This is a genomic window from Delftia sp. WY8 (assembly GCF_018437695.1).
Lineage (GTDB): Bacteria > Pseudomonadota > Gammaproteobacteria > Burkholderiales > Burkholderiaceae_C > Comamonas > Comamonas tsuruhatensis.
On sequence record NZ_CP049795.1, the window covers coordinates 2,015,344 to 2,028,027 of the forward strand.

General features: G+C 67.8%; 16 protein-coding genes. All 16 read right to left on the minus strand.

Translation table 11 applies throughout. From position 1 onward, the window contains the following. Positions 1–6 precede the first annotated feature (6 nt). Positions 7–756, minus strand: a complete 750-nt coding sequence (fliP, locus tag G4D77_RS09185; RefSeq protein ID WP_227740827.1) for a flagellar type III secretion system pore protein FliP — start codon at positions 754–756, stop codon at positions 7–9. Beyond that, positions 753–1,169 carry a flagellar biosynthetic protein FliO gene (locus G4D77_RS09190; protein ID WP_213757946.1) on the minus strand — a complete coding sequence of 139 codons (417 nt, stop codon included), beginning with the start codon at positions 1,167–1,169 and terminating at the stop codon, positions 753–755. The genes fliP and G4D77_RS09190 overlap by 4 nt, the downstream gene beginning before the upstream one ends. Continuing rightward, entirely contained in the window at positions 1,166–1,570 is a 405-nt protein-coding gene (locus G4D77_RS09195; RefSeq protein WP_154835281.1) for a FliM/FliN family flagellar motor switch protein, read from the minus strand. Before G4D77_RS09195 ends, G4D77_RS09190 begins: the two co-directional genes overlap by 4 nt. A 7-nt stretch (positions 1,571–1,577) precedes the next feature. Beyond that, positions 1,578–2,447, minus strand: a complete 870-nt coding sequence (locus G4D77_RS09200) for a FliM/FliN family flagellar motor C-terminal domain-containing protein (protein ID WP_154835283.1) — start codon at positions 2,445–2,447, stop codon at positions 1,578–1,580. A 3-nt stretch (positions 2,448–2,450) separates the two neighbouring features. Continuing rightward, positions 2,451–3,623: a flagellar hook protein FlgE gene (locus tag G4D77_RS09205; protein ID WP_154835285.1), complete on the minus strand. Its 1,173-nt coding sequence runs from the start codon at positions 3,621–3,623 to the stop codon at positions 2,451–2,453. A gap of 25 nt (positions 3,624–3,648) precedes the next feature. Continuing rightward, the gene (locus G4D77_RS09210; protein ID WP_043824476.1) at positions 3,649–4,047 is read right to left on the minus strand and encodes a flagellar hook assembly protein FlgD; all 399 of its coding nucleotides are present in this window, start codon (positions 4,045–4,047) and stop codon (positions 3,649–3,651) included. Further along, positions 4,044–5,225: a hypothetical protein gene (locus G4D77_RS09215; RefSeq protein ID WP_154835287.1), complete on the minus strand. Its 1,182-nt coding sequence runs from the start codon at positions 5,223–5,225 to the stop codon at positions 4,044–4,046. The genes G4D77_RS09210 and G4D77_RS09215 overlap by 4 nt, the downstream gene beginning before the upstream one ends. Further along, complete coding sequence (locus tag G4D77_RS09220; protein ID WP_154835289.1) at positions 5,222–5,746, minus strand: hypothetical protein; 525 nt, start codon at positions 5,744–5,746, stop codon at positions 5,222–5,224. The genes G4D77_RS09215 and G4D77_RS09220 overlap by 4 nt, the downstream gene beginning before the upstream one ends. Continuing rightward, on the minus strand, positions 5,743–7,254 hold the full coding sequence (locus G4D77_RS09225) for a FliI/YscN family ATPase (RefSeq protein WP_154835291.1): 1,512 nt from the start codon (positions 7,252–7,254) through the stop codon (positions 5,743–5,745). Before G4D77_RS09225 ends, G4D77_RS09220 begins: the two co-directional genes overlap by 4 nt. Continuing rightward, the gene (locus G4D77_RS09230; RefSeq protein ID WP_193726165.1) at positions 7,251–8,153 is read right to left on the minus strand and encodes a FliH/SctL family protein; all 903 of its coding nucleotides are present in this window, start codon (positions 8,151–8,153) and stop codon (positions 7,251–7,253) included. The genes G4D77_RS09225 and G4D77_RS09230 overlap by 4 nt, the downstream gene beginning before the upstream one ends. Then, positions 8,153–8,770: a hypothetical protein gene (locus tag G4D77_RS09235; protein WP_154835296.1), complete on the minus strand. Its 618-nt coding sequence runs from the start codon at positions 8,768–8,770 to the stop codon at positions 8,153–8,155. Before G4D77_RS09235 ends, G4D77_RS09230 begins: the two co-directional genes overlap by 1 nt. Then, positions 8,767–10,281, minus strand: a complete 1,515-nt coding sequence (gene fliF / locus G4D77_RS09240) for a flagellar basal-body MS-ring/collar protein FliF (RefSeq protein ID WP_154835298.1) — start codon at positions 10,279–10,281, stop codon at positions 8,767–8,769. The genes G4D77_RS09235 and fliF overlap by 4 nt, the downstream gene beginning before the upstream one ends. 85 nt (positions 10,282–10,366) lie before the next feature. Beyond that, positions 10,367–10,705 (minus strand): flagellar hook-basal body complex protein FliE, encoded by a 339-nt coding sequence (gene fliE / locus G4D77_RS09245; RefSeq protein WP_154835300.1) that lies wholly within the window; start codon positions 10,703–10,705, stop codon positions 10,367–10,369. Continuing rightward, positions 10,702–11,118, minus strand: a complete 417-nt coding sequence (gene flgC / locus G4D77_RS09250) for a flagellar basal body rod protein FlgC (RefSeq protein WP_154835302.1) — start codon at positions 11,116–11,118, stop codon at positions 10,702–10,704. Before flgC ends, fliE begins: the two co-directional genes overlap by 4 nt. Positions 11,119–11,129: 11 nt before the next feature. After that, positions 11,130–11,522: a flagellar basal body protein gene (locus G4D77_RS09255; protein ID WP_154835303.1), complete on the minus strand. Its 393-nt coding sequence runs from the start codon at positions 11,520–11,522 to the stop codon at positions 11,130–11,132. 24 nt (positions 11,523–11,546) lie between these two features. Beyond that, a complete protein-coding gene (locus tag G4D77_RS09260; protein ID WP_227740829.1) occupies positions 11,547–12,671 on the minus strand; it encodes a flagellar basal body P-ring protein FlgI in 1,125 nt (374 codons plus the stop codon). Positions 12,672–12,684 lie beyond the last annotated feature (13 nt).

Sequence of the window (12,684 nt, forward strand, 5' to 3'; positions counted from 1 at the left end):
CAGGCCTCAGTGAAAGCTGCCCACCAGCGCACGCAGCAGCAGGCTCCAGCCATCGATGAGGATGAACATCAGCACCTTGATGGGCAAGGCGATGGTGGTGGGCGGCATCATCATCATGCCCAGCGTCATGAGCACGCTGGAGACGATCAGGTCGATGAGCAGAAAGGGCAGGAAGACGACAAAGCCGATCTGAAAGGCTGCGCGCAGCTCGGACAGCATGAAGGCCGGAATCAGCTGCACGTTGCTGATGTCGTCCATGGACGCGGGCGGCTCGGCCTTGGACAGTTCGACCATGAGGGCCAGGTCCTGCTCGCGCGTCTGGCGCACCATGAAGTCGCGCAGCGGCGCCATGCCCTTGGCAAAGCCTTCCTGCATGCCGGCGCGGCCTTCCATGAAGGGCTGCACGGCTTCGCGGTTGACCTGCTCCAGCACGGGTGCCATGGTGAACATGGTGAGGAACAGCGCCAGCCCGATGAGCACGGTGTTGGGCGGCGTTTCGTTCATGCCGATGGCGTGGCGCAGCATGGACAGCACGATGATGATGCGCAGGAAGCTGGTCACGCAGACCAGCAAGGCGGGCAGCACGGCCAGCAGGGTCAGGCCGATGACGATGCGCAGGGCCTGCGATGTCTCCGTGGCTGCACCGGCCTTGCCGCTGGCCTGCGCATAGGCGGCGCCCGCCATGAACAACAGGGCGCCCACGGCTGCGGCCCTACGCAGGCCCTGGCGCAGGCTGCTGTATGCGGCTTGTGTCATGGCGTGCCGTCCTTGCCTTCGTTGGTGGACAGGTCTGGCTGCGCCGCGCTCTCATCCAGCGGCGCCTCGGCCAGCAAGGCGATGGACTGGGGTGCGCAGCCTATCAGCAGCCGCCTGCCCTGCCAGGTCACCTCGTGCACGCTGTGCTGGGGCGTCAGGCGTGCGCTGGAGACCAGGCTGGTACGGAGCTCCTGCTTTTTTTGCAGACTGCCCATCCACCGTCCCAGCCAGCCCGCTGCCGGCGCCTTGCCCTCGCTGGCAGCGCCGCCCGGCCGGCACTTGCGCCAGGCCACGAAGACCAGCAGCAGCAGGACGATGAAAACCCCCATCCACGCCAGTTCCTCGGCGGGCGTGCCGGGAACGGGCGCTGGCTCACGGCGCAGGGGGATGGACTCCGGCAGTGCCACGGTCATGGATGTGCCTTGGCTTGAAGTCCCAGCGGCGTGGGCAGCTCCGTCAGGCGCACGGCGAAGCGGTCGCCCACGGCCACCAGTTGACCACGCGCAACCACCTGGCCTTCCACCAGCAGGTCTACGGCCTGCTCCACAGCCGTGTCCAGCACCAGCACCTGCTGCGCCTGGGCGCCCAGCAGTTCACCGACCGTCAGCGTGGCAGTGCCCACGCAGACCTGCACGGTGGTCTTGACCTGGTGCAGCGGGTGCAGGCTGGGTACCAGTGGCTGAGAGGAGGCGGAGGAAGCCGGGGAAGGGGCAGCAGTATCCAGCTCGGCAAGTTCGATGCGCTGCATGCGCGGGGCCGGAGACGGAATGGATTGCGCGCCAGGAGCTTGCGGCGGCGTGTTCTGCAAAGACATAGACAGTTCAGGAAGATGTGTTGGAAAGGGGTTGAAGCTCGACGCCCAGGCGGCCTTGCGACTGCCCCAGCCAGCCGGTGCACAGGAGCTCACCGGCATCCATGCCCTGCCGGGATTGCAGTCGCAGCAGGGCAGGCTGCTCCAGCGCGTGCGTCAAGGTGATGACATCGCCCGGCGCCAGCGATTGCAGCTGTCCCAGGCTCAGTGATATGGGGTCGAGTTCGAGGCGGACCGTCACCGTCTGGCTGTGCAGGGCACTTGCCAGCGGCACCAGCGGCACCAGGGGTTTGCGTACGGCGCCTTCGGCCTGATCCCGGGAGCCGGCACCCAGCTCACCGCACGAGGCGAGGACTTGCTCCACGGCAGATGCGTTCAGGTGCAGCACCCAGCGTACCCCGCCCCAGTCCAGCGCCAGGACAACGGCACCGGACCAGGGTCCGGGGGCACCGCCCTGATGTTCCCCCAGGCTGGCACCCGCCAGCTGGCGCAGCCCGCCATTCAAGGACTGCCAGGCCTGTGCGCACAGCCCTGCAGCCATGTCCTGGGCAGGTGCTGCCGGACCGCGCCGGTCGGGATCGGCCGCAGGCTGGCCGAACAGGAGCGCGTGCAGAGCGCGCAGCGCGGCCTGTTCGTCCAGCATGTCCACGCCTTCGCCATCATTGGCCCCGGGGTCCTGCACGCGCAATGCCGCAGGCGCCCCCGGGGCATCGCCATGCACGCTCCAGTCGGCATGCCACTGGAGCAGCACGGCCTGCACGGCGTCGCAGACGTTCTCTTTCTGGCGGGCGCTCCAGACCCGCAGCAGCCTGGCCCTACCCGATTCCTGCAGGGACAGCAGACCTGCAGCGACGCATTGATCCTGCAATGTACGCACCATGGATCAACGGCTCTTCATGGAGAAAAGCTCCTGCAGCATCTCGTTGGCCGTGGAGATGACCTGGGAGCTGGCCTGGTAGCCGCGCTGCATGATGACCAGGTCGCTGAACTCCTGCGACAGATCGACGTTGGAGATTTCCACATAGCCCGCGCGCACATTGCCAAAGGCGCCACCGGCCACGCCCGTATGCCAGGCACCGCCGTCCAGCGCCACGAATTCGTTGTTGCCCACGGTGCCCACGGCATCGACCGTGTCGAAGCGCCCCAGCGACAGGCGGGGCCCCTTGGTGGTCTGTCCGTTGCCATAGGTCAGCACCAGGGTGCCGGTCGCATCGAAGGAGACAGAGCTGAGTTCCGCCGGCGCATAGCCGTCCTGGGACGCAAAGGCCAGGGTGGACAGGGTGCCCGAAGCGAAGGAGGTGACATCGGTGCTGAAGTCCAGCGTCACTGGCATGGCGGCCTGGCCGGCAGGCGAGTAGGTGAAGGACAGCCTGGAGGTGGCGGCCGTGGGCTTGCCGTCCTGAAAGACGATCTGCTTGGTATCGACAAGGGTGGTGCCATCCATCAACTCCACCTTCCAGCTGCCTGCCGTGGTGGCATTGGTGTTAGTGAGCTTGAGGGTCAGCAGATGCTCGCCGCCCGCCGCGTCATAGACGCGCACGCCGTTGACCGTCTGGTCCGTGCCCGCGCTCGACAGATTGCCCGTGAATTTGGCGGAGGTCGTGGCCTTGCCCATGGTGGTCTTGAGATTGGCGATGCTGATCTCGGTCGCCGCGCCGTTGGTGCCCACGCCCATGACCTTGGCTCCGCTGCCGCTGACGAGCACGCCGGTCTTGTCGAACTGGAACTGGCCCGCGCGCGTGTAGCGGATGCTGCCGTCCTCGGCCTTGAGCATGAACAGTCCCTGGCCGTCCATGGCCAGGTCCAGCCCGTTGCCGGTCTGGCGCAGTTCGCCGGGCTTGAAGGACATGGCCGTGCCGGTGGTCGTCACGCCATAGCCCATCTGGCCGAACTGGCGGCCCGAATAGCCCCCGCCCGCATAGAAGGCATCGGCAAAGCGCAGCGTGGAGCTTTTGAAGCCGGGCGTGTTGAGGTTGGTGGTGTTGTTGGCGATGACACGCAGCCCGCGCGAGAAGCTGGCCAGGCCCGTCATGCCGACGTAGATGGATTCGATCATGGAATGTCCTCGGGATGGGAGCGCTTCACCGCACTGCGGTGATCTGGCTCAGGGCGATGTTCTGAAGCGTGGCGCCGGAGCTGGTGCGCACGGTGATGGAGGGCGAGTCCCCCGCCAGCGATAGCGAGGCCACGGTGCCGGTCAGCGAGGAGCCTCCCGTGTTGATGTCCACGGTGCGGCCGATGAGGCCCACGGACTGCAGGGCTGCCTGGTTGCTGATCAGGGTGGCCATCTTCTGGTTGAGCTGCTGGGTCTGCTCCAGGCTGGTGAATTGCGCCATCTGGGCCATGAACTGCTGGTTGTCCATGGGCTTGAGGGGGTCCTGGTAGGTCAGCTGGGTCAGCAGGATCTTCATGAAATCCTCCTGTCCCAGGCTGTTGCCGCGCAGTCCCGTGGTGGCGCTGCCGATGCTGTCGATGCTCATGAAATCTCCTTGCTGGAGGATGGAAGGAAAGCCGGCATGCCCGGCGTGGCCGAGGCATACCTGTCGAAGAGGTCCGAAAACTCATGCAGTGCACGGCCCGCGCCTGCCCGGGCCGTCGCGGCATCGAATACCACCTGCCCGTTGCAGACCACCCTGCTGAGCTGCTGGCCCTGGTCGCGCAGCAGGCGATGCAGCGAGTACACGACGGCCTGCGCCTGCACCCCCACCTGCTGGGCGCTACCGTCCAGGCCCAGCCACAGCTGCACGCCGCGCTCCGTCCACTGCGCATGCATGCGCATGCCTTGTGCCTGTGCGGCACCCTGCCAGCGCGCAATGGCGGGGCCTGACGCGGCCGAGGGGCGTGCCGGCGATTGCGACGCACGGGTCGAAGGCCGATCTGCGCCAGGCACGGCAGTTGCCGGGACCGCGGCGTCGCGCACGGCCAGCAGGGCAAGCGCGGCGGATGGCGAGGCAGACAAGAGCGCAGCCGTCTGCACCGCCATTTGGATGGGCGGACGCATGCCCGCGTGTTCTGTTGCGGCTGGGGCCGCTGCAGTCGCCGATGCCGCAGATGCCTGCTGCGACGCCGCTGCGGACACAGCCTTGGCAAGGCCGGGGGCACCGCCCTCGCCAGCCGATGCCGACGCCGCGTCGGCACCGGCGGCGGCATAGGCAGCCACGGCTGCAGAGGAGTCGCTCATGGACAGGCCGTGGCCCGAACGCGGAGACAGGGACTCCCACGTTCCCGAACGGCCAGCCGCCGCCAGGCCGGGGGAAGGTTTCTCGGCCAACGCCGGCGCGGCGCCCGGCGCCGACGCAGTCCGGGCGGTCCCGGAGTCGGTCGTGGCGACCGGGCGCGCCTGGGCCTGCCCGGGCATGGACATCTGAGGCTGCCGCTGTGCAGCCTGCGGCGTAGCAGGACCTTGCGCACCGGCTTGCACGGGGCGCGTCTGCGTCTTGGGGTTGTGCTGCGCAATGTCACCTGTCGCCGTGCCGAACGGCTGGAACCAGCCTGCCAGCTGGGCCCGTTCCATTTCCCGCAACCAGGCCTGACGCGAGCGCTGTCCCGTAGGTGCCTGGTCCTGCGGTGCACCGCCGCCCTGCCCCACGCCTTTTTCACCGAAAGGGAGCGCAGGCAAAGCGGGCAGGCCTGCGGAATGAATGTCGAGACTGTTCATTCGGACTGCTCCACGCGGAATTCACGCAGTGGCTGGCGCATGGCCAAGCGGCCTACCCAGTCACGGTCTGCCTCTGCCGCTGCAGCGCGCCCGGCTTCAAGCGCATATTCATGCAGGGCCTGCATCCTGTGCTCCAGCAGGCCGTCAATGCTGCGCTGCTGGGCCAGGCATTCCGCCTGGAGGTCGGCCTTCTGCGCACGCAGAGCCTGCACTTTCTGCTTCTGGCTATCGATGTGCGCGTGCAGGCTGGACAGGAAAGCCAGCCCCCTGCGGTGAAGCAGCGGATCAGGGCGCGAGTGCATTGACTGCCGCATTTGGGCGGCATGTGCCTGCATGGATGCCTCTTGCTCCTGCAACGCGTGTTCGGCCTGGGCCAGGCTGTGCTGCAGCCCGGTCATGCGCGCCTGCAGCCGTTCCATCTGCCACTCCTGCTTGCGCAGATAGGGGGTGAGCGCATAGGAAAAGCCGCGCAGGTCCACATTCGGCACGGATTGCGATGCGGACTGTCCATCTCTGGTCATCGCTTGCCTTTCTGAGGGGTCAGCGAGAAGCTGAATTTGGCCGGTGACCGGGCTGGTGCCGCCGCCGGAGCGGGCGCGAGCAAAGGCCCTGCCTCCACGGCAGGCCTGTCGGGCCACAGCAGCTTGCGCAATTCGCCCATGGCCTGGCTGCGGGAGATTCCGCCCTCGGCCTGGCTGAGCCATTGCTTCAGGCCCGGAGCCAGCAGCAAGGCCTGGTCCAGTTCGGGGTTCATGCCTTTTTCGTAGGCGCCGATGTCCACCAGCTGCCGGTTGCGATCCAGCAGGGCGAGATGGCGCACCGCATCGGAAATCAGTTCGCGCTCCTGCGGCGTGGTCAGGTCGGGCAGCAGCCGGCTGGCGCTGCGCAGCACGTCGATGGCCGGGTACTGGCCTTCATGGGCGATATGCCGCGACAGCACCACATGGCCGTCGAGGATGGAGCGCAGGCTGTCGGCAATGGGCTCGTTCATGTCGTCCCCTTCCACCAGCACGGTCAGCAGCGCGGTGATGGAGCCTCCCGACGGCGCCGTGCCACAGCGCTCGCACAGCTGGGGCAGCTCGGCAAACACGGACGGCGTGTAGCCGCGTGCCGTGGGCGGCTCACCTACGGCCAGCCCCACCTCGCGCCGCGCCATGGCCAGGCGCGTGACCGAATCCATGGTCAGCAGGACCTGCCGCCCCTGGTCGCGGAAGTATTCGGCAATGGTGACGGCCGCATGCGCAGCGCGTATGCGCGCCAGGGCCGGCTGGTCCGATGTGGCCACCACCACCACGGACCGCGCGAGGCCTTCGGGGCCGAGTTGCTTGTCGATGAATTCGCGCACCTCGCGCCCACGCTCGCCGATCAGCGCAATGACATTGACATCGGCGCTGACGTGCTGGGCAATCATGCCCAGCAGCGTGCTCTTGCCGACGCCGCTGCCTGCGAAGATGCCCACGCGCTGGCCCTTGCCCACGGTCAGCAGGCCATCAAGGCAGCGCACACCGGTCTGTAGCACCTCGTGGATGCGCGGGCGCTGCATGGGATTGATGGGCGCCGCATGCAGCAGACGCTGCAGCGGCGCCACGGGATCGGGCCGCTGGTCCAGCGCATGCCCGAAACCGTCGATCACGCGGCCCAGCAGTGCGGGCCCGACGCCGAAGCTCGCCTGGCGCCCCAGCGCCACGATCTCGGAGCCTGCTGCCACGCCCTGCATGCTGCCGTAGGGCATGAGGGTGATCACGTCGCCCCTCAGTCCCACGACTTCGGCCAGAACACCGTGCTCGGGCGACAGGGGTGCCTGCCGACTGCCGCCACGCTCGGCCGGTCGCTGGCGCGGCAGGATGCGGCACAGCTCGCCCACCGTGGCATCAGGCCCCTGCGCCTCGATGGCCAAGCCCTGCATCTGCAGCACGCGGCCCAGTCGCCGGGACAGCTCGGCCTGACGCAGGGCGCTGCGGTACTCACCGAGAATGGCGCGCACATCAAGCAATGGCAAGGGCAAGGGCAAGGGCAAGGGCACGGTCATCGTGCGGCCTCCCCTGCGGGCTTGAACGGGCCGCCGACTGCCGCAGTTGTCTGATCGTGCTGGACTTGCCGCGGCCCCTGCCGCTGCCCCTCTCGCTGCATCTCCCGCCGCACCTCCCGCGTCTGCGCCAGGCTGGCCCTGAGGGCTTGCAGTTGCACCTCCAGGCGTGCGTCCAGCGCGCCCTCTTCGGAACGCAGCAGACAGCCGCCCAACTGCACTTCGGGGTCGGCGACCCAGCGCAGTGTCTGTCTCTCCGCGGTGAAGCCCGATGCGGAAAGCATCTGGCGCAGCGGCGCATCGGACTGCAGCGCGTCCAGATCGTCGGGATGCACATGCACGCTCAAGGGCCGACGGCCATGCCAGGCCTGCACCGTGCGCTGCAGCATGGCGCGCGCCCCGTCGCGGCTGACGGCCTGCTCGCCTGTGATGCGGCAGACCGCCTCAAAGACCAGCGACAGCATGTCTTCCTCGGCAGCCTGCAGGAAGCCCTCCCAGGCCGCTGGCAGTTGCTGGAGCAGCCTTTGCAGCGAATCCCGCTGAGCCGACATCTGCTGCTCACCGGCTTGCCTGCGCTGCTGCAACTCCTTTTGCTCGCGCTGCAGCGCAGCCATGGCTTCCCGCACCTGCGCCTGCTCATGGGACAGCGCCTGGGCGCGCTGCTCGAGTTCGGCGTCCGCGGCCTTGCGCCCTGCCTTCAGGCCTTCCTCATAGGCGGCGCGGCGCTGCTGCTCCAGCCACTGGGCAGAAGGCGCAGGCGCTGCGGCCGGGGCCGGGGCCGGCGCAGCCGCATGGGCGGCCGCAGCGATCGACGCGGCTACGCTGGCGCTGCGCGGCCTGCCGATCTTCAGCGCCTCGGGCATCCAGTCTGCATCGCGCAGGATCAGGGGTTCGCCCGGCATCAAAGACCTCTCTTCAGCCATCGCAGCAGGCCATGGCCACGCTCATTGCCACGTCCGGCAGGCCGGACCGTGGGTACGGCGCCGACGGCATCGCCAGCGTGCTCGCAGCAGTGGCGCATGGCGGCCATCAGCGCCACAGCCATGGCGTTGTCGCCCGGAGCATCCAGCGACATGGACTCCATCAGGTCCATCACACGGCGGCGCTGAGGAAGCGGCAGCTTTTCCAGTGCCAGGGGGCGCCAGGGCCAGGGCCTCAGGCACAGCGCCCGTGCGACCAGCCTGGACGGCTGGCCCTGCCAGGCCCGGACCAGCGCGTCGATGCCGCCGGCATCGAGCGCCATCAGGAAAGGCGCATCCTCGGAGACCTCGGCGTGCACCGCTGGCGCGGCCAGCGCCTCATGTGAACGCGGTACGTGCAGCACGCTACCCAGCAATTCGGTGTCGGGCGGTATGCCCAATTCCGCCAGCTCGATCAGCAAGCCGCGCAGCGCCTGCCCCGCAGGCGCCGGCATGCGCTCCAGCAGCCAATCGCGATCGGCGGGCGCCATGGCATGCAGCAGCAAAGCCGCTCTTCTCGGATCGGTCTGGGGCGCGCAAGCCAGTTCGGCAAAGCTCATGTCTGCTGCCCTTCCATGGGCCGCGCGGCATGGCCTGCGCCATCGGCATGCATCCACTGCTGCAGCTTGCGCAGGGCCGCTTGACGTTCGGCATCGCTCAGGCCTGCGGGCATGGCAGACGGCGCCTTGCGGTTCGCCCGCGCGGCGCTCACAGCAAACAGTGCGACCACAAGGCACAGGACCACAGCCGCCGCAGCCTGCACGGGCAAGGGCAGATCGATATCGAGGCCACGGCCCTTGGGCACGACATGCGACGCCACCGATGGCACCGGCTGCACGGCCTGGCCTGGAGACAGCGGCGCTTCATCCTGCTGCTGCACGGCAGCGCCCTCCGCGTTTGCATTCACAGGCAACAGCGCCTGCATGGATTGGACGACGACGGTATCGCCGCGCTCCGTGCTCGCGCCCACGGCGGCTGCCAGCAGGCGGCGCAGCTTGTCCTCCTGGCCAGCGTCCAGCGGCTGGCGAACCACGGCCACGACCTGGATGCGGCGCACCGAGCCGGCCTGGCTGACGACCTGCTCCACGCGCCGGCCGACTTGGTAGTCCACCTCGCGCTGGGTGCTCGCGCCGCCGGCGCTGCCGGCGCGCGCAGCGTCCAGCGGCGGCTGGCCGCCGTCGCGCACGGATTCGCGCTCTTTGACGATGACGCCACGGCTGTCTGCCGTGCGGGAGGCGGCAGGAATCACGTCCTCGGTCGTGATGCGGACCTGGTCCATGTTCAGCGTGACATCGACGCTGGCCAGCGCCTGGCCGGGGCCGAAGGCGCGGTCAAGCACAGCCGCTGCCTTGCGGGCCAGTTGGGCTTCCGTGTCCTTCTTGAGTTCGAGCCGTCCCGAGCCCGCGGCAGCTGCACCAGCATCGGCGCTTTCCTCGCTCGAACGGCTCAGCGCCACGCCCTGTTTGTCGACCACGGTGACATCCTGGGCCGTCATGCCCGGCGTGGCGGCCGCTACGAGGCGCTGTATGCCATTGACCTGCTCGGGCCTGAGGTACTGCCCGTCCCGCAGCGTGATGGTGATGGCGGCCTTGGGCCGCGCTTGCGCCTGCTTGAACAGGCCCTGCTCAGGCAACGCCAGATGCACCCGCACATCACGGATCTCGGACAGCGACAGAATGGTCCGCGTCAGCTCGCCCTGCAGGGCGCGCTGGTAGTTGATCTTCTGCGCGAATTCGGTCATGCCGAAGTCGGTGTTGTTGAACAGCTCGAAGCCGACGGCCCCCTGCAGCGGCATGTCCTGGCCCATGAGCTTGAGCCGCGTCGGCAAGACCTGCGCCTTGTCCACCAGCAGGGCTCCCTGGGCTTCGTCGAAGCGGTAGGGAATCTTGAGCTTGTCCAGCTCGGAGCTCATGGCAGCCGCGTCCTGCGGCTTGAGATCCGAGAACAGCACCTGGTAATCGGCTCTCAACAGCCACCAGGCCAGCGCGGCGGTGCCCAGCACGATGGCGATCAGCCCGGCGATCAGGCTGGTGCGAGCGCCTCGGCCCAGGCCCTCCCAGAATTCAGTCATGTGTTTTTGCTCTTGATGCGTTGCGAAGTTCAGCGGTGTGATCCGGGGCGCACGCAAGCCTGCTGCCTGCGCTGCCCAGGGACGGCTACACCTGCATCCTCATGACGTCCTGGTAGGACTCCAGCAGGCGGTTTCGCACCTGCATGGTCAGCTGGAACGCCAGCCGGCTTTCCTCGAGGCGGATCATGACCTGGTGCAGGTTCTGTACATTGCCCACGGACAGCTGCTGCAAGTCCGTCTGGCTGGCCAGCAGCTGTCCGTTGACCTGCTGCAGGCCCTGCGTGACCATGCTGGAAAAGCCGGCACCGGTAGTACCGGACGCACCAGCGCCCCCTGCATGCATGGCGCCTTGCAAAGGGGCCAGCGAAGGCTCGGCGATCGAGGAAAGGGCTGCGGACGCCGCACCCAGGGCTTCGGTGCTCATGCGCCACCTCCGATGGTCAATGCCTTCTGCGCCATGCTGCGAGCCGTGTTCATCGCGGCTACATTGGCCTCGTAGGCGCGCATGGCACTCATCATGGTGACCATTTCCGTGGCGGTATCCACGCCGGCATAGGAGACAAAGCCGCGCGCGTCGGCCATGGGATGGCCTGGCTCATACACCATGCGCGCCGGCTGCTGCGTCGGCTCCAGCGAGACCACGGGATTCGCTGCCAGCCCCTGGGCCACGGTGTCCGAGAAGGAGGTGCGCGCCACGACGCGCAGCGGCTGGAAGAGCTTGCCGTCGGTGCCCGCCACGGTGTTGGCATTGGCCAGGTTCAGCGACGCGATCTCGACACGGGTGCGCTCCAGCGTCATGCCGCTGGCGCTGATGGCGAAGGCTTGTGAATAGTCCATGCGAAGGTTCCTCAACGCTTGCCGTCAGAGACGGCGGATGACAAAAGCGACATGTGTTGCGACAGGCCCTTGAGCAGGGCCTGGTAGTGGACGGCGTTGTGCGCCATCTGGGCCACCTCGGAGTCCAGCTGCACGCCGGCTGGCAGGCCCGTCGCGTCGCGCCGGGGTTCAAGGCGCAGGCTCTCCTGCGCCATGGCATCGACCTGCGCCGAACTCAACAGCTGGCCCTGGTCCAGTTGACGACGTGCTTCCTGCATCTGCCCGGAGAAGCTGGCCTGTACCGGGACGTAGCCCTGGGTGCCGGCATTGGCGATGTTGCGTGCGATGGCCTGGTGGCGCAGCGATGCTGCATCCAGCGCCATGGACAGGCTGGCCACGGTGACGGCCTCGATTGCCTGGGTCATTGGGTGCTCCCTCCTGGAAAGTGTTTACTGGACGATCAGCTCGGCGTGCAGGGCGCCGGCGGCCTTGACGGCCCGGAGAATGGAAATGATGTCGCGCGTATTGGTCTTGAGGCTCACCAGGGACTGGACCAGGTCGGCCACCGTGGTGCTGCCCGTGACGAAGCCTGGCGCCTCGCGCTCTTGCACATCCACGCGGGTGTTCGTCACCAGCGCCGTGCGCACGCCATCGCCTGCCACGCCGATGAAGCCGGGCTGCGAGGCAGTGACCTCGTTGCGAATGGACAGCTTCAGGTCCCCATGCGAGATGGCGACCTTGGATATCTGCACATCGCCACCCGATACCACGGTGCCCGTGCGCTCGTTGATCACGACCTTGGCGCGCCGGTCAGGTTCGACGAAGACCGACTCCAGCCGCGAGACGAAGGACACCAGCCGGCGCCGCTGCCCTTCGGGCACGAACAGGTCGATGCCGGAGGCATCGCGCGCCTGGGCAAGCGTGTCGCCGAACTGGCGGTTGATGGCCTCGGCGACCCGGTCGGCCGTGGTGTAGTCGGGCTCGTTGAGCACGAAGGTCATGCGGTTGTCCTGCGAGACCACCTGTGCGGTGACCCCGACCTCGACCGTCGCCCCGCCGGGAATGGAGCCGACGGTGGGGTGGTTCTTCTGGACCACGTTGCCGTTGGCGTCGTATCGGTAGCCACCCACCGACAAAGGCCCCTGGGCCAGCGCGTAGATGCGGCCGTTGGCCGCCTTGAGCGGCATGAGCATGAGGCTGCCGCCGACCAGGCTGCGCGCGTCGCCCACCGAGGTGACGGTCACGTCCAGCGTATCGCCCTCGCGGGAGAAGGGCGACAGCGCGGCACTGACCATGACGACGGCCACATTGCGGCTCTGGATCTGCTCCGGGGGAATGTTCAGGTTGAACTGCGACATGGCGTTGGACAGCGCCTGGCGTGCGCCCCGGCTGGAGGCAGAGTCGCCCGTGCCCGCCAGGCCCGTGACGATGCCCGTGCCCACCAGGGCGTTCTCGCGCCAGCCCTGCAGTTTCCCGAGGTCCTTGACACGCACGCTTTCGGCTTGCGCGTTCAGGGGGATCTGAAGCCCCGCCAGCAGTGCAGCACCCAGCACGCAGCTCCACAAATTCTTCATGTGATGCGCCATG

Bases quoted from the DNA above. Each gene is read 5' to 3' on its own strand.
- fliP (WP_227740827.1), bottom strand. From the start codon at position 756: ATGACACAAGCCGCATACAGCAGCCTGCGCCAGGGCCTGCGTAGGGCC.
- G4D77_RS09190 (WP_213757946.1), bottom strand. From the start codon at position 1,169: ATGACCGTGGCACTGCCGGAGTCCATCCCCCTGCGCCGTGAGCCAGCG.
- G4D77_RS09195 (WP_154835281.1), bottom strand. From the start codon at position 1,570: ATGTCTTTGCAGAACACGCCGCCGCAAGCTCCTGGCGCGCAATCCATT.
- G4D77_RS09200 (WP_154835283.1), bottom strand. From the start codon at position 2,447: ATGGTGCGTACATTGCAGGATCAATGCGTCGCTGCAGGTCTGCTGTCC.
- G4D77_RS09205 (WP_154835285.1), bottom strand. From the start codon at position 3,623: ATGATCGAATCCATCTACGTCGGCATGACGGGCCTGGCCAGCTTCTCG.
- G4D77_RS09210 (WP_043824476.1), bottom strand. From the start codon at position 4,047: ATGAGCATCGACAGCATCGGCAGCGCCACCACGGGACTGCGCGGCAAC.
- G4D77_RS09215 (WP_154835287.1), bottom strand. From the start codon at position 5,225: ATGAACAGTCTCGACATTCATTCCGCAGGCCTGCCCGCTTTGCCTGCG.
- G4D77_RS09220 (WP_154835289.1), bottom strand. From the start codon at position 5,746: ATGACCAGAGATGGACAGTCCGCATCGCAATCCGTGCCGAATGTGGAC.
- G4D77_RS09225 (WP_154835291.1), bottom strand. From the start codon at position 7,254: ATGACCGTGCCCTTGCCCTTGCCCTTGCCCTTGCCATTGCTTGATGTG.
- G4D77_RS09230 (WP_193726165.1), bottom strand. From the start codon at position 8,153: ATGCCGGGCGAACCCCTGATCCTGCGCGATGCAGACTGGATGCCCGAG.
- G4D77_RS09235 (WP_154835296.1), bottom strand. From the start codon at position 8,770: ATGAGCTTTGCCGAACTGGCTTGCGCGCCCCAGACCGATCCGAGAAGA.
- fliF (WP_154835298.1), bottom strand. From the start codon at position 10,281: ATGACTGAATTCTGGGAGGGCCTGGGCCGAGGCGCTCGCACCAGCCTG.
- fliE (WP_154835300.1), bottom strand. From the start codon at position 10,705: ATGAGCACCGAAGCCCTGGGTGCGGCGTCCGCAGCCCTTTCCTCGATC.
- flgC (WP_154835302.1), bottom strand. From the start codon at position 11,118: ATGGACTATTCACAAGCCTTCGCCATCAGCGCCAGCGGCATGACGCTG.
- G4D77_RS09255 (WP_154835303.1), bottom strand. From the start codon at position 11,522: ATGACCCAGGCAATCGAGGCCGTCACCGTGGCCAGCCTGTCCATGGCG.
- G4D77_RS09260 (WP_227740829.1), bottom strand. From the start codon at position 12,671: ATGAAGAATTTGTGGAGCTGCGTGCTGGGTGCTGCACTGCTGGCGGGG.